Origin of the sequence: Ruminococcus flavefaciens (assembly GCF_900143025.1) — a bacterium.
GTDB classification, from domain to species: domain Bacteria; phylum Bacillota; class Clostridia; order Oscillospirales; family Ruminococcaceae; genus Ruminococcus; species Ruminococcus flavefaciens_I.
Genome location: NZ_FRCT01000001.1, coordinates 312807 through 330697 on the forward strand (window position 1 = coordinate 312807; position 17891 = coordinate 330697).

The 17891-nt window shown below is 46.6% G+C and carries 20 protein-coding genes and 1 other annotated feature; of the genes, 1 reads left to right on the forward strand and 19 read right to left on the reverse strand.

Annotated elements, in window-relative coordinates; genetic code table 11:
• Positions 1–228: 228 nt before the first annotated feature.
• From leuB to BUB28_RS01500, 13 genes are all read right to left on the reverse strand, one after another.
• Positions 229–1302 (reverse strand): 3-isopropylmalate dehydrogenase, encoded by a 1074-nt coding sequence (gene leuB, locus BUB28_RS01445; RefSeq protein WP_072947985.1) that lies wholly within the window; start codon positions 1300–1302, stop codon positions 229–231.
• Positions 1303–1380: 78 nt separating this feature from the next.
• Positions 1381–2031 (reverse strand): YhfC family glutamic-type intramembrane protease, encoded by a 651-nt coding sequence (locus BUB28_RS01450; protein ID WP_072947987.1) that lies wholly within the window; start codon positions 2029–2031, stop codon positions 1381–1383.
• 76 nt (positions 2032–2107) lie between these two features.
• Positions 2108–2599: a 3-isopropylmalate dehydratase small subunit gene (gene leuD, locus BUB28_RS01455; RefSeq protein ID WP_072947988.1), complete on the reverse strand. Its 492-nt coding sequence runs from the start codon at positions 2597–2599 to the stop codon at positions 2108–2110.
• Entirely contained in the window at positions 2596–3864 is a 1269-nt protein-coding gene (leuC, locus tag BUB28_RS01460) for a 3-isopropylmalate dehydratase large subunit (RefSeq protein ID WP_072947990.1), read from the reverse strand. Before leuC ends, leuD begins: the two co-directional genes overlap by 4 nt.
• 34 nt (positions 3865–3898) lie before the next feature.
• Positions 3899–4519, reverse strand: a complete 621-nt coding sequence (locus BUB28_RS01465; protein WP_072947992.1) for a hypothetical protein — start codon at positions 4517–4519, stop codon at positions 3899–3901.
• Position 4520: 1 nt separating this feature from the next.
• The gene (gene ilvN, locus BUB28_RS01470; RefSeq protein WP_072947994.1) at positions 4521–5021 is read right to left on the reverse strand and encodes an acetolactate synthase small subunit; all 501 of its coding nucleotides are present in this window, start codon (positions 5019–5021) and stop codon (positions 4521–4523) included.
• Between the two features lie 10 nt (positions 5022–5031).
• A complete protein-coding gene (gene ilvB / locus BUB28_RS01475; protein WP_072947996.1) occupies positions 5032–6714 on the reverse strand; it encodes a biosynthetic-type acetolactate synthase large subunit in 1683 nt (560 codons plus the stop codon).
• 327 nt (positions 6715–7041) lie between these two features.
• Entirely contained in the window at positions 7042–8712 is a 1671-nt protein-coding gene (locus BUB28_RS01480) for a 2-isopropylmalate synthase (protein WP_072947998.1), read from the reverse strand.
• Positions 8713–8788: 76 nt separating this feature from the next.
• Positions 8789–9038 (reverse strand) — a binding site (T-box leader).
• A gap of 266 nt (positions 9039–9304) precedes the next feature.
• Positions 9305–9565: a hypothetical protein gene (locus BUB28_RS01485; RefSeq protein ID WP_139277489.1), complete on the reverse strand. Its 261-nt coding sequence runs from the start codon at positions 9563–9565 to the stop codon at positions 9305–9307.
• Between the two features lie 53 nt (positions 9566–9618).
• Positions 9619–9762 (reverse strand): WxxxWxxW domain-containing protein, encoded by a 144-nt coding sequence (locus BUB28_RS16895; protein WP_175547781.1) that lies wholly within the window; start codon positions 9760–9762, stop codon positions 9619–9621.
• Positions 9762–10436, reverse strand: a complete 675-nt coding sequence (locus BUB28_RS01490; protein ID WP_072948001.1) for a TIGR00266 family protein — start codon at positions 10434–10436, stop codon at positions 9762–9764. Before BUB28_RS01490 ends, BUB28_RS16895 begins: the two co-directional genes overlap by 1 nt.
• 39 nt (positions 10437–10475) lie before the next feature.
• Positions 10476–11480: a biotin--[acetyl-CoA-carboxylase] ligase gene (locus BUB28_RS01495; RefSeq protein WP_072948003.1), complete on the reverse strand. Its 1005-nt coding sequence runs from the start codon at positions 11478–11480 to the stop codon at positions 10476–10478.
• A gap of 348 nt (positions 11481–11828) precedes the next feature.
• Positions 11829–12365 carry a hypothetical protein gene (locus BUB28_RS01500; protein ID WP_139277490.1) on the reverse strand — a complete coding sequence of 179 codons (537 nt, stop codon included), beginning with the start codon at positions 12363–12365 and terminating at the stop codon, positions 11829–11831.
• Between the two features lie 105 nt (positions 12366–12470).
• Here BUB28_RS01500 and spoIVB point away from each other — a divergent pair, with 105 nt between their 5' ends.
• Complete coding sequence (spoIVB, locus tag BUB28_RS01505) at positions 12471–13697, forward strand: SpoIVB peptidase (protein WP_072948006.1); 1227 nt, start codon at positions 12471–12473, stop codon at positions 13695–13697.
• A 57-nt stretch (positions 13698–13754) separates the two neighbouring features.
• Here spoIVB and BUB28_RS01510 read toward each other — a convergent pair whose 3' ends face one another.
• From BUB28_RS01510 to BUB28_RS01535, 6 genes are all read right to left on the reverse strand, one after another.
• Positions 13755–14027, reverse strand: a complete 273-nt coding sequence (locus BUB28_RS01510; RefSeq protein ID WP_019679940.1) for an HPr family phosphocarrier protein — start codon at positions 14025–14027, stop codon at positions 13755–13757.
• A 368-nt stretch (positions 14028–14395) separates the two neighbouring features.
• The gene (gene trmD, locus BUB28_RS01515) at positions 14396–15094 is read right to left on the reverse strand and encodes a tRNA (guanosine(37)-N1)-methyltransferase TrmD (RefSeq protein WP_072948008.1); all 699 of its coding nucleotides are present in this window, start codon (positions 15092–15094) and stop codon (positions 14396–14398) included.
• A gap of 53 nt (positions 15095–15147) precedes the next feature.
• Positions 15148–15885 carry a hypothetical protein gene (locus BUB28_RS01520; RefSeq protein WP_072948010.1) on the reverse strand — a complete coding sequence of 246 codons (738 nt, stop codon included), beginning with the start codon at positions 15883–15885 and terminating at the stop codon, positions 15148–15150.
• Positions 15886–15950: 65 nt separating this feature from the next.
• Positions 15951–16538 carry a hypothetical protein gene (locus BUB28_RS01525; RefSeq protein ID WP_242939900.1) on the reverse strand — a complete coding sequence of 196 codons (588 nt, stop codon included), beginning with the start codon at positions 16536–16538 and terminating at the stop codon, positions 15951–15953.
• A gap of 1 nt (position 16539) precedes the next feature.
• Positions 16540–17043 (reverse strand): ribosome maturation factor RimM, encoded by a 504-nt coding sequence (rimM, locus tag BUB28_RS01530; protein ID WP_072948012.1) that lies wholly within the window; start codon positions 17041–17043, stop codon positions 16540–16542.
• Between the two features lie 13 nt (positions 17044–17056).
• Positions 17057–17797, reverse strand: coding sequence for a hypothetical protein (locus BUB28_RS01535; protein WP_072948013.1), 741 nt, complete (start codon positions 17795–17797; stop codon positions 17057–17059).
• Between the last annotated feature and the right edge of the window lie 94 nt (positions 17798–17891).

The following is a 17891-nucleotide window of genomic DNA, read 5'->3' on the forward strand; positions in this document are numbered from 1 at the left end:
ACATATTCAGATATATTTACCTCTCAAATATCAGAGCTTTAACGCATAAACATGAGCTTTTAGCCTGATACAGGTGCCTTTTCAGTGCATCATACAGCTGTTTTCAGCTTCTGTCAGCCACAGTATATGTGCATTAAAAGGTACAGAGGAGGGGGGATAAAACATTAAAAACAGGAATGGAGCTATTCTGAAAAACTATGAATAAGTTCATATGAACTCATTTTATAATCATAGTGCTTCGAGTATTTTCTGTGTCATTTCCGAGCAGGTAAGAGGAGTGTCCGTACTGCTTCCGAGGATATCAGCTGTGCGGAAGCCGTCCTCAAGCACCTTATCCACAGCCGCTTCTATAGCAGCTGCTTCTTCTGTTAGACCTGCGGAATAGCGGAGCATCATAGCTCCCGAAAGAATAGCTGCGATAGGATTTGCCCTGTTCTGACCTGCGATATCAGGTGCAGAGCCGTGGATAGGCTCGTACATACCGCGCTTTGAAGCTCCCAGCGATGCCGAGGGCAGCATACCGATAGAGCCTGTTATCTGTGAGGACTCATCGGAAAGTATATCGCCGAACATATTCGATGTAACGATAACGTCGAATTGCTGGGGATTGCGTATAAGCTGCATTGCGGCATTATCCACGAACATATCCGAGTATTTGACATTGGGATATTTTGATGCAAGCTCATGCATGGTCTTGCGCCAAAGCCTTGATGATTCAAGGACATTTGCCTTGTCGATGCTGCAAAGGCGTTTTCTGCGCTTCATGGCAGCTTCAAAGGCGACTCTGCCTATACGCTCTATTTCGGGGACGCTGTATGCTTCGGTGTCATAGGCTTCTCTGCCGTATCTTCCTTCGCGGTAGCCTCTTTCGCCGAAGTATATACCGCCTGTGAGTTCACGGACTATCATTATATCAAAGCCGTTTCCGATTATCTCGTCCTTCAGCGGAGAAGCTGCGCGGAGAGCAGGATAGAGCTTTGCAGGGCGGAGATTGGTGAATAGCCCAAGCTCTTCGCGGATACCGAGGAGAGCTTTTTCGGGGCGGTTATCGCCCGGCTGGTCGTCCCATTTCGGACCGCCTACCGAGCCGAGAAGGACACTGTCTGACTCCAGACAGCCTTCAACGGTCTCCCGAGGGAGTGGTATTCCTGTTTCATCTATAGCACAGCCGCCCATGAGATACGGCGTGAAAACGAAATCATGTCCGAATTTGTCCGCGACTTTTTTCAGTACCGCAACAGCACTGTCAACTATTTCGGGACCTATACCGTCGCCCTTTAATAACGCGATCTTGAATTTCATAATACCACCCTTTCTGTTTAGCCGTTAGCCTTTAGCTTGTATAGGCGGAGATTATCCGCCCGTTATATATAAAATTGATTATATTTCATAGTCAGATGAAGTTCCCATTGCCTTGTAGCAGCGGTAAGCAGCATAGCCTATGACTGGTGTTATCAATAAGCTAAGCGCCATTGAGACCGGTCTTATCAGAGCTGCATTGGTGAAGTTGCCTAAAAAGTGCAGAAATATTGCCAAAGGAAGCATTATCCTTGATTTATCCATGCGTATGCCGTAGAATATCAGCACAGTCACGCCTATGCAGAATAGAGCACCTTCAACGAAGGAAAACACATTCACAGGAAAAATATCCGAAGCCGCTTTGTCAGTACCGATAAGGTTGATACAGGCAAATCCTGCACCTATATCCTCAAATGCGCAGTGTCCTATGCCGTAAGTAACAGCGTCTTTGCGGTCATCGTAGGAGGTGAGAAGATATCGCAGCACAAGGAATTTCGAGCATTCTTCAAATATACCGTAGAGCAGAGCCTGCTGTAAATAAAATGACATATAGTTACTGTGGTCAAAGCCTGAGCGTATAGCTCCTGCAACGATAAAAACAGGGAAGCATACCATAAGCGCAACAGGCGCAGGCAGTATCCTTGCTCCCGTTTTTTTGTGCCAGAATATGAGCAGAAGCAGCGGACCGAGAAGTCTTGTCAGTCCTGCAAGAAGGCAGTTTAAGTCTGTCATAATTATCTCCGTTTTATGTTGATTTAGCAGTATTGCGGACGACCAATGGCCGTCCCTAACGGCTAAAGGCTAAGGGCTAACGGCTCAAATGAGCGATAGCCTGCATCAAGCCGCCGCTTTCGATTATTTTCTGTACGAACTCGGGGAATGGAGCTGTTTTGTACTCCTTACCCGTAGTTAAATTGCGGATAATACCGTTGTCAAGGTCTGCCTCGACTTTATCGCCCTCGGAAATCTCCTCGGCTGCCGCAGGACATTCCACGATAGCCAGTCCGATATTTATAGCGTTTCGGTAGAAGATACGTGCAAAGCTCTTTGCGATAACAAGAGATACTCCGCTTGCCTTTATGGCTATAGGAGCGTGTTCACGGGAAGAGCCGCAGCCGAAATTCTGACCTGCAACTATCATATCGCCCTTCTGCACACGGCTTACGAATGTCTTGTCAAGGTCCTCCATGCAGTGACTTGCAAGCTCTGCGTGGTCGCTGGTATTGAGGTAACGTGCAGGGATAATAACGTCTGTGTCGACATTGTTGCCGTATTTTATAACGTTTCCTGTATATTTCATTTTCCAATTACCTCCCACGGACTTGTTATCCTGCCTGTCAGCGCACTTGCGGCGGCAGTTGCAGGGCTTGCAAGGTATACCTCTGAGTCTGGGTGTCCCATACGTCCTACGAAATTGCGGTTAGTTGTGGTCACAGCTCTTTCACCTGCGGCAAGTATGCCCATATATCCGCCTAAGCACGGTCCGCAGGTAGGAGTTGAAACAACTGCGCCACATTCGATGAAGGTGCGGAGGAGACCCATTTCCATTGCGTCAAGGTATATCTGCTGAGTTGCGGGGATAATGATAACGCGGACGTTCTTTGCGGCCTTATGTCCCTTCATTATCTCAGCAGCAGCAATGAGGTCCTCAAGTCTGCCGTTTGTGCATGAGCCGATAACTACCTGATCTATTTTTACTTCGCCTATGTTGTCGAAAGTCCTTGTGTTTTCGGGAAGATGTGGGAAAGCAACGGTAGGCTCTATCTGTGAGAGGTCTATGTTTATGACCTCATCGTATTCCGCATCGGGGTCAGCACTGTAAATAACAGGCTCTGCGCCGCCATGTTCACGGATATAATCGAGAGTAATATCGTCCACCTCGAAAATGCCGTTTTTTGCGCCTGCTTCAATAGCCATATTTGCTATGCACAGGCGGTCAGCCATTGAAAGTGAGGAAAGTCCCTCGCCTGTGAACTCCATAGAGCGGTAAAGTGCGCCATCAACGCCTATTTTGCCGATAATGTGGAGTATAACGTCCTTGCCCGAAACATATCTGCGGAGACTGCCTGTAAGTTTGAATTTTATAGCAGAGGGCACCTTGAACCATGCCTTGCCTGTTGCCATGCCGCAAGCCATATCCGTAGAGCCTACGCCTGTTGAAAATGCTCCGAGAGCGCCATAGGTACAGGTATGGGAGTCAGCGCCGATGACAACATTTCCTGCGGTGACGAGACCTTTTTCGGGGAGCAGGGCGTGTTCTATGCCCATTTCTCCCACGTCATAAAAATGGGTTATGTCCTTTTCCGCGCAGAAATCACGGCACATCTTGCACTGCTCCGCAGCCTTTATGTCCTTATTGGGTGCGAAGTGATCCATGACCATTGTGATCTTGTTTTTGTCAAACACGCTGTCCTTGCCGAGCTTTGCGAACTCCTTTATAGCTACGGGAGAGGTGATATCGTTGCCGAGAACGAGATCAAGGTCAGCGAGGATAAGCTCTCCTGTACTGACGGACTCCTTGCCCGAATGAGCCGCAAGTATCTTCTGCGTCATTGTCATTGCCATTTTTATCATTCCTTTGCAGGTAATTTTTATCAGATCATGTCTCTTCCACAGGAGTATAGAAAAACGGGTCGCCTGCTTTTTTCATCAGCAGTATGCCGAGTATGAGGAAGGGCAGTCCGTACAGTAAGCTTCGCTTTTCTTTTTCGCGGTTTACGACTACTACACCGAGTTCGGTCACATTTTCCGCAGGGATAACGCTTTCTTCATCGTAATAGTTGCCCATTTTTGAAATAAAGTCCATAAGCTCGTCGGTGTATTCATATGAGAAGTACCCTGTGACCTTTTCGCCTGCGAGAAGCTTTCGGTATTCCTTTGAATTCTTTTCCACCGCAATAAACTGGTTTCGTCTGTGTACAGAGCCGATGAATATAACCATATTTTTATTAATGCCCTTTTGTACCTCTGCGGCAACGATAGTATGTGCGTTTTCAGCACCTTTAAGCTTTCCTGTGTGGGGGATAGCCGAAAAGAGAACACCGCGGTTTTCGCGCACACCGTCATCTTCAAAAATGAAGCCTGCTTGATTGAGTCTTGCTGAGACTCTTCCCGACCTTACAAGTCCGCTGTGAAAAAGCAGGAGTGCTATGACAAGCAGCAAGGCTGCTATGATATGCATTTTATTTGGTCTGAGCTTTCTTTTGTACAGGTCAGCCATATTACTTTACAGTTTTGAGACAGTTCTCGCCGCGCTCGATAGCAACTATACCCGTGCGGCACATCTCCATGATGCCGAAGGGCTTGAGAAGCTCGATAAATGCGTCTATCTTCGAGGTCTCACCTGTGAGCTCGCAGGTAAGGGAGGTAGGGGAGTAGTCCACTATCTTTGAGCGGAATATCTCAACGGCAGTCATGATATCCTGTCGTATATCAGCCTTGTTTCTCACCTTTATGAGCAGGAGCTCGCGTATTACGGTATCGTTTTTGTCCATTACCTCTACTTCTCTTACGTCGTAGAGCTTCTGGAGCTGCTGGAGTATACGCTCCTTTATGTCCTCATCGCCGTGAAAGGCGATAGTTATACGGGAAAATCCGCTGGATTCGGTCTCGCCAACGGTAAGGCTGTCGATATTGAAGCCGCGGCGTGTGAACATTCCCGAAACTCTTGAAAGCACACCTGATACGTTGGCAACTATAACGCCGATTACATACTGATCCATAACTGTCACCTCACTTTATCCCTGTAATAATATCGTCTACCGAGCCGCTTGGAGGAAGCATCGGAAGTACGAATTCATCGCTGTCTACTGCACAGTCGATGACGAAAGGACCGCTGCACGAGAAGGCTTTTTCAGCCAGCTTTTTCAGCTGTTTATTGTCGGAAGCCCGTCCGCCCTCTGCGCCGAAGGCTTCCGCAAGCTTTACGAAATCAGTTCTGCGGTCGAGGGTAGTGTTGGAATAACGCTTATCGAGGAAAATGGTCTGCCACTGTCTTACCATGCCGAGAACGCCGTTATTCACGATAACTACGGTTATAGGCAGTTTCTGAGATACTGCGGTAGCAAGCTCATTCAGGTTCATACCGAAGCTGCCGTCGCCTGTAAAGAGTACGGCTCTTTTGCCCGTAGCCATTGCAGCTCCGATAGCAGCTCCGAGACCATAGCCCATAGTGCCCAGACCGCCGCTTGAAAGGAAGGTGCGGGGCTTTTTCAGGGGATATCTCTGAGCAGTCCACATCTGATGCTGACCTACGTCCGTTACAACTATAGCGTCATCGGGAGCATAGGAGCTTATGGTGTCGATAATATCGTAAGGAGCAAGCCTGCCCTTTATCTTCTTATGAGCAGCCTTTGTAAGGCGTTTTTCTTCTTCTCTCAGCTGAGCGATACGATCCGACCATTCAGGGTGCTTTTTCTCCTCTATCATGGCGGTAAGGCGCTCGGCAGCATCAAGGATATCGCCGCGTATGGAAAGGTCGGCAGGGATATTCTTGTTGAGCTCCGCGCCGTCTATGTCGATATGGATTATGCTGAATTTTCGTGAAGCCTTGCTGTTTTCCCAAGTGGAGCGGTCACTGAATCTTGCTCCGAGGGTTATGATAAGGTCAGCCTCGTCCTCGGCAACAGTTGAGGCATAGTGTCCGTGTCTGCCCTGCATACCGAGGAAACGTGGATAGTCCGAGGGGACTGCGGAAAGTCCCATAAGTGAGCAGCCCATAGGTGCGTCTATTTTTTCGGCAAGAGCCATTATCTGTGCGGAAGCCTTTCCGTTGATGATACCGCCGCCGAAGTAGATATACGGTCTTTCGGACTCGTTGATAAGCTGTGCAGCCTTTTGCAGCTTCTGCTCGGAGGAGAATATAAGTGGATAGGGGATAACAGGCTGAGCATTTGCCTCGAACTCATACTCTGCAAGCTGTATATCCTTTGGTATATCCACAAGTACAGGACCGGGTCTGCCTGATTTTGCTATTTTAAAGGCAGTGCGGAGAGTATCCGCAAGGTCCTTTATATCCTTGACTATGAAATTATGCTTGGTGATAGGCATGGTAATGCCTACTATATCCACTTCCTGAAAGCTGTCGCGTCCGATGAAGTCGCAGGAAACATTTCCTGTTATAGCTACCATAGGTACAGAGTCCAGATAAGCTGTAGCTATGCCCGTTACAAGGTTTGTAGCTCCCGGACCCGATGTAGCGATGACAACGCCCACCTTGCCCGTAGACCTTGCATAGCCGTCAGCGGCATGGGCTGCACCCTGCTCGTGAGCGGTAAGAATGTGTTTTATGCGTTCCTTTGCGGTGTAAAGCTGGTCAAAAAGATCTATTACCTGACCGCCGGGGTAGCCGAATATGGTATCGCAGCCCTGCTCGATCAGTACTTCAACAACTATTTTTGCACCTGAAATCTTCATATGATCCGATCCTTTTCTGTATTGTTGGCGATAAACTATGTAAACAAAAACCCTCCGACATTCTGTCGGAGGGTAAAACTGCTTTGCAAAACATCAGGCAAGAGCGATCTTCGGACAGAACGAAAAGAATTTACAGCCATATACGTTATTGACTGCGTCTGAAATAATGACATGACCTGTGACCTTGAAAACAGTTCTCATTATTCTCGCTCCTTACTGATTAATATATTTTTATTATAACACTTGGGGGCGATAAAATCAATGATCCGCAGTATATTTCTGAATTTTTTGACTGGCTGATACATTTTAGATACGTTGCTTTGTGCATTATGTCAGATTTTTTGTCAGCATATTATTTACCGCGCTGACAAGAGCCTTAACGGAAGATGTGATGATATCGTTATCTATGCCTGTTCCCCAGAAGCTCCTGCCGTTTCCTGCAACTATCTCGACGTAGGATACAGCCTTTGAAGCAGAACCGACCTCAAGAGCGTGTTCGGAGTAGGTGTTCAGGCTGTAGTCCATGCCTGTATACGAACGTATAGCGTTGCTGACAGCGTCAAGACGACCGTTACCTGTATTGGTAGCAGTGACCTTTCTGCCGTTGAATTTGAAGCTTACAGAAGCCTCGATGCCGTCACGCTGTTTGAAGTGAGTTTCTGTGATCTCGATAGGGGTGATGATATCCACGTAATTTTTCTTGAATATGCTGTATACCTCGTCGGGGAGGAGTTCCCTGTGGTCGCGGTCGGAAATGCCCTTGACCAGATAGCCCACATTTTCGCGCATCTTCTTTGGAAGGTCGTAGCCGAAGCGTGTTTCGAGGATATAACCGATACCGCCCTTGCCCGACTGGCTGTTGATGCGGATAACATCGGATTCGTACTCTCTGCCGATATCGGTAGGGTCGATAGGGAGATAGGGCACGTTCCAGACAGTTTCGCCTTTTTCCTCACGCCATTTCATGCCCTTTGCGATAGCGTCCTGATGAGAACCGCTGAAGGCTGCAAATACCAGCTTGCCCGAATAGGGCTGACGTTCGTTGATATTCATATTTGTGAGCTTTGAATAGGTCTCGGCTATTGACGGTATATCGCCAAGCTCCAGCTTCGGGTCTACGCCCTGAGAGTACATATTCATAGCGAGGGTTATTATATCAACGTTTCCTGTGCGCTCGCCGTTTCCGAAGAGAGTTCCCTCGACTCTGTCAGCACCTGCAAGGAGTCCCATTTCCGTATCAGCAACGGCACAGCCGCGGTCGTTGTGGGGGTGGAGGGACACTATGACATTCTCGCGGTATCTGAGGTTTTCGCACATATACTCTATCTGATTTGCATAGATATGGGGCATCGAGAGCTGTACCGTTACGGGGAGATTGATTATCACCTTGTCATCGGCAGTTGGCTGCCATACGTTCAGTACGGCGTTACAGACCTCCAGTGCGAATTCGGGCTCTGTGCCTGTGAAGCTTTCGGGGGAGTACTCGAACCTGAAATTGCCCTCGTATTTTTCGCGGTATTCCTTGCAGAGCTCAGCTCCCGAAACTGCGATATCTATTATTTCCTCCTTGCTCTTGCGGAAGACCTGTTCGCGCTGGGCGACAGATGTGGAGTTATAGAGGTGGACTATGGCATTCTTACAGCCTTTAAGAGCCTCGAAGGTCTTTTCGATTATGTGTTCACGGGACTGGGTAAGCACCTGTATCGCCACATCATCGGGTATCAAGTCCTGCTCGATGAGTGTGCGGCAGAAGTCGTATTCGGTATCAGAAGCGGCAGGAAAGCCTATCTCTATCTCCTTGAAGCCGATATCCACCAGCATCTGGAAGAATTCCAGCTTTTCGCCGAGGCTCATGGGTACGATAAGAGCCTGATTGCCGTCACGGAGATCAACGCTGCACCATACAGGAGCTTTGTCAACATAGGATCTCTGTGTCCATTTCATTTCGGTTTTGGGTGCTTCAAAGAATTGCCTTGTGTACTTGCTAACGTTATTCATATAAAAACCTCCATTCCGATCCGTTTTTGCCTTCCGCACCGAGGGTAATAAAAAAGTCTCCTCCATGCATCGGCATGGAAGAGACGAAGCTGCGATCATACTCCGTGGTACCACTCTTCTTGATGTAAGAATTACACCCACTCGTCTGCGTCGGATCAACGCATATCTCTGTAACGGGAGAGCCCGTCCGTGCCTACTTGAAGCGGTGCTTCTTTGGGGCGGCTGCTCGGGGAGGAGTTATGACTTGTATTTGTCTGCCGACTTTCACCTGCCGTCGGTTCTCTGTGAAAACTTACACAAGCTTTTATTCCCTTCATAGCATTTTTAGTATATTAACTGTATTATACAATGAAATACAACTTTTGTCAAGCCCTGCCTTTTTAGCCCTTAGCCTTTAGCCTGTAGGGGCGAACAGTGTTCGCCCGTCAGTCGCCACCCCGTAGGGGCGGATATTAAGCAGTGCCCCAGATCTTTGATTTGGCTGGCAATGCTATATGCAAAGCGGGTCGTCCCTACAATCTTAGTTCTTAGCTCTTAGTTCTTAGTTCTACTTACTACTCACTTGTAAGGGACTTGATGCAGGTATCAGCCTCTATAAGCTAACGGCTTTACTGCCGCAGTCTGGACAGAAATTGGTATCACATTCCCTGCCGCAGGAGCATTTCCACGGTTTTACAGGAGCTTTTGCACCGCAGTCGGGACAAAAGTTGGTATCGTTTTCCTTTCCGCATATGCAGAGCCATTTGTTACCGTTCCATTTGCCCGCAGTCTTTTGCTGTGCAGCCATACGGAAAAGCTCAGTGCCGTTGGTCATATACTGTAACCCCATAACGGGAATACCATAAATAAACATATAATTCACCTCATACTGAAAGAAAAAGTGATGTACAGGCGGAAAAACTGTCCTTATTGCTGTGACTTTATATAGTCAGCTATCCTGTACACTGCGTAAAATACCCATATTATCCATGATATCGCCCACAGACCTGTAAATACGCTGAAAAGCAGGTATACTGCTGCTACAGCTATTGCGATGAGCCAGTTTTTCATTATCTCTTCATGCCCATTGAAAGGATACGTCCTGCAAAGTCGTTGAAGTTCTGAGTCTGGAGGATTATCTTTCCGGGACCTGTAAGGCGTGTGAGGAAGAGTCCCTCGCCGCCGAGGAATATATTTCCGAGACCCTTTACAGTCTCGATTTCGTAATTTATCGTAGGTTCAAAGGCGACCACGTTACCTGTATCGACTTTAAGAGTTTCGCCGGGATTGAGGTAACGCTCGACCATATCGCCGTCTACTTCGAGGAATGCCATGCCCTGACCGAAAAGGTGCTGAAGGATAAAGCCTTCGCCGCCGAAAAGACCCGACATGAATTTCTTTGTGAATACAGCCTTCAGGTCTACGGTCTGCTCAGCGCAGAGGAACGCGCCCTTCTGGCAGATAAGTCCGCCCTGAGAAATATTAACAGGGACTACCGAGCCCGGAACTGTTGAGCCGAAAGCTACCTTAGCTCCCGAGACCTCTGCTGTGTAGTTTGCCATGAAAATAGACTCACCTGTGAAAATTCTGCCAAGACTTCTGCCGAGCCCCCCTCGTGCATTTGTTGACATCTTGATACCCTGAGTCTGCCATATCATGCCGCCTGACTGGGTAAACATTGATTCTCCCTGATTGAGTTCACATTCGACTGCCGGAACAGTCTGACCAATAATTGTATATCTCATGCCGATATACCTCCCTATATTATTGTTTTATATTTACGGCTAAATGCCGTAATAAACCTGATTATCAGCTATCCTGCAAAGGTTTGCTTCTCCCGAGTTAAGATGCTTTTCCTTGCCCGAGGGCAGTCTGACTATAAGATTTGCGTTTTCATCAACGCCGATAGCCTCGCCGATTATCTTTTCATTGCCTATATTTGCGGTAACTACGTGTCCTGTAAGGTATTCGCGCCGCCTGTATTCGTGAAGGAAGCTCCTGTCAACTATCTTTCCGAGATATACTTCGAGATTGTTGAGGACTTCTGCACAAAGCCTGTTCCTGTTGACGATAACGCCTGTTTCGTCCTGTATGGATGAGGCGGTCTTGTTAAGCTCCTCGCCGAAGAATTCCTTTGTACTTCTTACGTTTATGCCTATGCCGATAACGGCACAGTCAAGAGTACGCATTTCAAGTCCGAAAGATGCTTCCGTGAGGATACCGCATATTTTCTTGTCGTTCATATACAGGTCGTTTACCCATTTTATCTTTACGGGAGCACCGCACAGCTTTTCCACAGCTTCGGCAGCTGCACAGGCGGCTGCGGCAGTTATCATAGGTGCGTATTCGAGGCTGAATTCAGGTCTTACGAGGGTACTCATATAGAGCCCTGTGCCGGCAGGCGAAACAAATGACCTGCCTATTCTTCCTCTGCCTGCTGTCTGTTTGTCGGCAATGATAGTAGTACCGTTGGGAGCTGACTCTGAATCGAGTTCCTTTGTGGTATTATTTGTGGATTCAAGCTCGTCATATACAGTCATGTTCCGTCCCAGAAGCTTTGTATTGAGAAAAGGTGCAATGAGATCTACTGAAATACGGTTATTATCTTCGTTGAGTCTGTAGCCCTTGGAAGTCACCGAGCTGATGGAATAGCCCTCTCCCTCCAGAGATTTTACGGCTTTCCAAACAGCATTTCGGCTTACGCCGAGCTCGTCTGCAAGAGCGGCTCCTGATATGAATTCTCCGCCTGCTTTTGCGAGAGTTGCAAGCAATTCGGATTTGACGTTCATGATAATGTTCCTTTCAGAGATTGTTTGTATACTGTAAATTGAAAAAGGGGAAACTTTGTAATACAGCCATTAGCCATGAGCACTTAGCCTAAAGAGTTCGCTTACTCTCACATTATTTAAATTATTCGCCGAAGGCGGCATATTGGCTGATAGCAAAAGGCTGAGATAATACTTCTCTAATTCAATCGTTATTAATGATATCATTGTAGCATAAAAAAATGAACAATTCAAGACAAAAAGGTGTTGTAAGTGAAAAATTGCAATATATTGCCGATAAAAAGATTGATGAAAAACAAAAAGGGACGTTTTTCGCGTCCCTTTAGTGATAAAATCTTATGTATACGCCGGTCAGTCTTCGATTATGGGCGGAGCAGGAGCGTTTTCCCTTGCTTCCTTTTCAGCTCTGCGCTTGCGGCGGTACTGTATCATATCATATGAAAAAAGCTGTATAAGTGCCACAGCTATTGCCATAGCTGCGGGGATAATGCAGGGAAGTATCCTTGCCTTGTACATACTGCTTATAGGCTGTAGAGTGTATTTGTCCGTCCAGCCGCACCTGTCGGCGTGGGATACGAGCTTATACAGCATTACCATGCATAATATAAAGCCGCCTGCCGAAAATACGATAGACAGGATATCCGCGGCGTTTTTCCTGAAAATACACAGTATCGCACCTACTGTCATAAGAGCTGCCGAAAAAATAAGAAAAAAGCCTGTTACAGCCATTCCGCTGCCATAGCTTGCACGGTTATAAATAAGTCCTGCGCCCGATAATACGGTCATTGCACAGGAGAAATAAAGAGTTAGCAGCAGCATTATGACCTTTGCGGCTTTCATAAGTGCGGAACTCCTTGAAGGTGTTTTTTTCAAATTTTTTTTGCTCATATTGACTCCGTAAGCAGATTTCAACAGTGTGGAATTCTCATTAATAAAAAAGCTCTGCCGAAATATAATAAATATGTTCCCGAAGGAACATGAAAGGAAAAACAAATGTTATTTAAAAGAAAGATAATAAAAACAGCTGCGGCATTATTATCTGCGGCTTTTATCGGATTATTCGGAACGGCGGGATATTATTCCGCTCAGCTTCCCGATGTTATCACAGCTGATGCAGATTCAGAGATAAAAATAGCGGGATTTCCCGAACTGAGCTGCGTAAGCTGCACTGACGATGTTATCCCGGCAGCAGGAAGCTGCGCAGGTACAGAACAGGTAACTTTTTCGCTTTTCGGTGTTATTCCCGTTAAAAATGTTGAAGTTAACAAGGCAGAAGCCCCAGTTTTTGCCGCAGGAGGCAGACCCTTCGGCATAAAGCTCCTTATGGAGGGTGTTATGGTCACGGGGCTCGGCGATGTTGAAGATGAGAAAGGTACGCTTATATGTCCTGCCGGGGAAGCAGGTATCAGCAAGGGCGATATCATAAGGAGTGCGGACGGCAATGCGCTTACGTCCAACGATCAGCTTCAAGAGATCATAGCATCATCTGAGGGTAAAGATATCGAGCTCTCTGTAGATCGTGACGGAAGTATTTTTTCTGTATCCCTACAGCCTGTAAGGTCCCGCAGGAGCGGAACGTGGAAGGGCGGTATGTGGGTACGCGACAGCATTGCAGGTATCGGCACCATGACGTTCTTTGACAAGAATTCGGGCAGCTTTGTCGGACTTGGGCACCCCATATGCGATTCCGACACAGGCGGCATAGTTCCCGTTCACAGCGGCGAGGCAGTACCGGTGGATATTACCGAGGTACGCCGCGGCGCAAGAGGTATACCGGGGGAGCTGAGAGGGAAATTCCTTGCAGAGAGCAGTTTCGGCGTACTTGACCGCAATAGAACGAGCGGCATATACGGCAGATTATCCGAAAATGCTCTTGCCGAGTTTTCCGAGGGCTCGGAAGAATTCAAAATGGCATACCGACAGGAAGTGACCGTTGGACCTGCTGAAATATACACGACCATAGCAGGCGAGACTCCCGAAAAATATTCAGCTGAGATAGTCAGCGTAGACTATGGCAGCGTTGGAACATCTAAAAACATGGTGATACGCATAACCGATGAGAGGCTTATAAAAGCCGTGGGCGGCATAGTGCAGGGCATGAGCGGAAGCCCCATAATACAGAACGGTAAGCTTGTAGGAGCTCTTACTCATGTTTTTGTAGCCGACCCTGCTCAGGGCTATGGCATATTTGCCGAGACCATGGCACAGGACCTTGGATAAGGCAAAAAGATAACAAAAGTGGGCGTTACAACTGTAACGCCCTGAGTTTTGGCTTGATTATCTGTTTTCTTCGCTGAAACCACTGTCAACGAGCTCGATGAGAGCATCAACAGCAGCTTTTTCGTCTGCACCGTCTGCGATAACCTTTACGTTTGTACCGCCTACGATACCGAGTGAAAGAATACCGAGTAAGCTCTTAGCATTTACTCTGCGCTCTTCTTTCTCGATCCAGATTGATGACTTGAACTCATTAGCCTTCTGAATAAAGAAGGTTGCAGGTCTTGCGTGAAGTCCAACCTGATTCTTTACCATTACTTCTCTGACAAACATATACAACTCTCCTATTCTCTGTAGTTACAGCCCCTCTCATTAACAGGACTGTGTTGCTGTTTGCAAATATGTTTCACTTGCTGATATCATTATACAATCATTTTTTTTTAGTGTCAACGGATTTTTCAGTTAAAAAAACAAGATTTCATTAAATTCTACATTTAGATTAAATGTGAATAAAAAATTATCAACCTGCTTGTTGATTATCACTACAAAAAAATGTTGACATTAATTGTTGAAGTTGCATATGATTTGGCACCAGAATATGGTTATTTCTTCTAAACGGAAAAAGCATTTTTGTCTATACAGCCAGTTGATGTGTGGAACAACAGCTTTTTCATAACTTAAAAGCTGACAGCAAAAACCGGTCAGTCATTTTGAGCGTTGTATTTAGCTAAAAGATCGGGTCTGCGTTCAGCTGTGATCCTCAGGCTCTGTTCATGTCTCCATGTCTCGATATTCTTGTGATGACCTGTGAGAAGCACAGGTGGCACAGACTCGCCTTCCCAGACTTCTGGGCGGGTATACTGGGGATATTCCAGCAATCCGCTGTATATGCTCTCGTCGGTGAAGCAGACCTCATCGGAGAGAACTCCCTCGCACATACGCGCAACAGCGTCTGCAACCACCATTGCAGGTATCTCGCCGCCTGTGAGTACATAATCGCCAATGGATATCTCCTCGTCCACTATTTTGTCCAGTACACGCTGATCTACGCCCTCATAGTGACCGCAGAGGATAAGGATATTGTCCATTTTGGAGAGTTCTATGGCTTTTTTCTGGTCAAAAACAGTGCCCTTGGGGGACATATATATAGTATGGGGCTTTTCGCCGAGATCCTCGCAGATCGCCTTGTAGCAGTTGTATATGGGCTCGCACTGCATTACCATTCCCATGCCGCCGCCGTAGGGAGTATCATCGACTCTGCGGTGCTTATCCTGAGTATATTCACGTATCTGGCGGCAGTGTAGACTGAGCTTGCCTGCTTTTCTGGCCCTGCCTACGATGCTCTCACCCAGAACGGCTTCACACATTTCGGGGAATAATGTAGCTATTTCGATATGCATTGTTTTTCTCCTTTTATGATTTGAGACCGCAGAAAACAGCGGTCTCGGGATAATTATGTAAGCTTTATGCTATTGGCTATTGCCAGTACCTCATTCCAGTCGGTGACTGATATGTCTATGATATAGCGTGTTTTCTTATCCTTTTCGGGATAAATATTGATGACCGCAAATTTTGCATAACCGTGATCGCCGTCAGGCTCAACACTTGACAGGAGATATCCGCGGTAGCCAACTCCGTCAACAGGATAGAATTTTACGGGAAATTCCTTGCCGAAGTAGAAATCATCGCTTTTTAACTTCATTATTCTGTAAAAGGTCTTGGAATTCTTGTAGTTATGTATGTCAAAATCGTCCATTGTCAGCGATGCCATGAGCTTTACGAACTCGTATTTGCTTTCTGGAGTGGTTTTCTCTGCGTCCTTGCAGTAAGCATCGAGGTCATCATGGGTTATTCCCGTCATATCGAGAAAATCAGAGCTTTCGTTTATGCGCTCCTGAGAAATGTTTATCATGTGAGATTTGTCTTCATTTGCCCATGTTACGGCATTATCATCGGCGGCACGCTGTGCCTCCATATCGTTCCATGCGGTTATGCGGACTCCCATAGTGGAGAAATCAGCATAGCCCTCGGAAAGCTTGGGCAGGTCTTTTGGAAGCTCCTCCCATATGCTGTCCCTTATTTCCAATTCGTGAGTACACTTGTAGTAATAGGGGATTCCCGGGAAGAAGTACGCGCAGACGCCTGCTGCGACAATGATGAGCAGAAATAGTATGCCTAAGATCTTTTTCATAAAAAGTGCCTCCTTTTGGCGTTTTTACGCCGTTTTTTTCTTTTGTTCCTTTTTTTATCTCTTTTTTATGTTTTTTCAAGCTCTTTACAGTGCATAAGGTGTATACCTATATGTCCGATGCCGAGTATTATTGCCGCCGCAATAAGAAAGACATTGCAGGCGTATACTCCCATTATAAATACTGCAAATACGGGCAGGAAAGCTCCTGCCAGCGGAAATCCGCAGTAATCCGAGTACATATCCGCAAGAGTGCGGCTGCTTCGGAAATATCCCAGCCAGTAGAGCTCATACATTATCATAAGTATGAGCGCGGTAATAATGAAGCCAAGTCTCGGTGAAAGACTGAATTTATCGAGTCTGCGGTCTGTGAGCACCAATGCGGAGACCAGTCCTTCTCCTGCTCGTTCAAGTGCAAGGAGAGTTTTGTTTTCATGCTTTGCGGACTCCTCATAGCCTTCGGGCTGTTTTTTGCTCCATATTATATTGGGAATGAACAGCATCAGCAGAAAAACTATCCCAACTACAGATACTCCCCATTTCGGGAGCTGTTTGTAGCTTTGGAGTATGCTTTTGCTGCTTGTAAGTGACCATGCCGCAATGGCAGCAAGGACTGCCGCAAGAGCCGTGAGAGCAGCGATATTGCTCTTTTTCATTTCAGTCGAAAAGACCGTCCAGCGGGCGGATAGTCATAACTCCGCCGTCTACATCTGTAGACACGATAACATCGGCAATTGCAGGCACAAGGTACTCTCTGTCTTCGCCCTTGATGACGTAGACATCGTTTGCACCTGTCTGCATAACGTCGATTATCTTGCCGTATACTGTGTCGCTGTCAGCATCGCGGACTTCAAGTCCGATAAGGTCCTGTATGAAGTAGGTGTCATCGTCAAGCTCCAAGTCGTCGCGGTGCATATAAAGCACCTTGTTGCGGAGCTTTTCCGCAGCCTCGGGAGTGTCTATGCCCTCTATCTTAGCGATAACTGTATTCTTGAACACGCGGGAGCGTTCTATTGTCACTTCCTCGTGGTTCTTTCCTATGAAAAGCCTGTCGAACTCCGCAAGGAGCTCGGGACTGTCGGTATATGGCATTATCTTCACTTCACCGCGTATGCCGTGGGTGGTGACTATCTTGCCTGCTTCGAGATATTCCTTTTTCATATTTTATCCTTTATTATTCAAGCTCTATTGAGCTTATTATCTGCTTTGCTATCGTTTCGTCGGGACATTTCATCATTATTGAGTATTTGTTGACTTCATCGCCGACAGGGAAAAAAGTAAATGTCCACATATTTCCTGTATAGCCATACGCAAAAAACTGACCGACATATCCTGTGTAGCTGTCGTTTTTGATTTTCCACATTTTTTCTTCCTGATAAGCGGCTTCCTTTGATTCTGCAAGCTCTGCAAACACTTTTCTGTCTTTGCTGCGAAGCTTTAAACAATCTTTGGCTGTAAAGCTGTCCCTGATATACCAGAGAATATTATCTGAAAGATCATATGGATTGGTTTTTATTCCAAGAGTGTTGAAAAAGTGCTTGTAATCGTCTTCTGTATAATTATAGCTTGTCCACGGGTCATACCCAAGCTCGCTGTCGTAAGATGCATAATAATCTTCGTAGTTTAAGGCTTCAAGAAACAGAGATGCGTTCAGCGATGAAGAGGCTATTCCGTTTCCGCTTTCTTTTAGTTCCCAGTCACCAGGTGCTTTCAGCTTTACGCCTTTTATTGTATATTCCTTAAAATCAGCTCCTGCTGATACAGCTTCAAATACAGGGACTTTCTCGTCTATATGTTTGTATTTGTGCTTTACCTTTATATATGTGGGAAGTCCCGGGAAGAATATGAATATGACCAGTGCCGAGATGAGCAGGAAGCCGAGAACAGCTCCGCCGATAGTAAGTGCTTTTTTCATTTTATTATTTACCTGTTTGATGTTTCATTGTAGGGGCGCAAAGTGTGCGCCCGTGCATTATGAATAATCAAACGTGAATATTGTAGGGGCGATG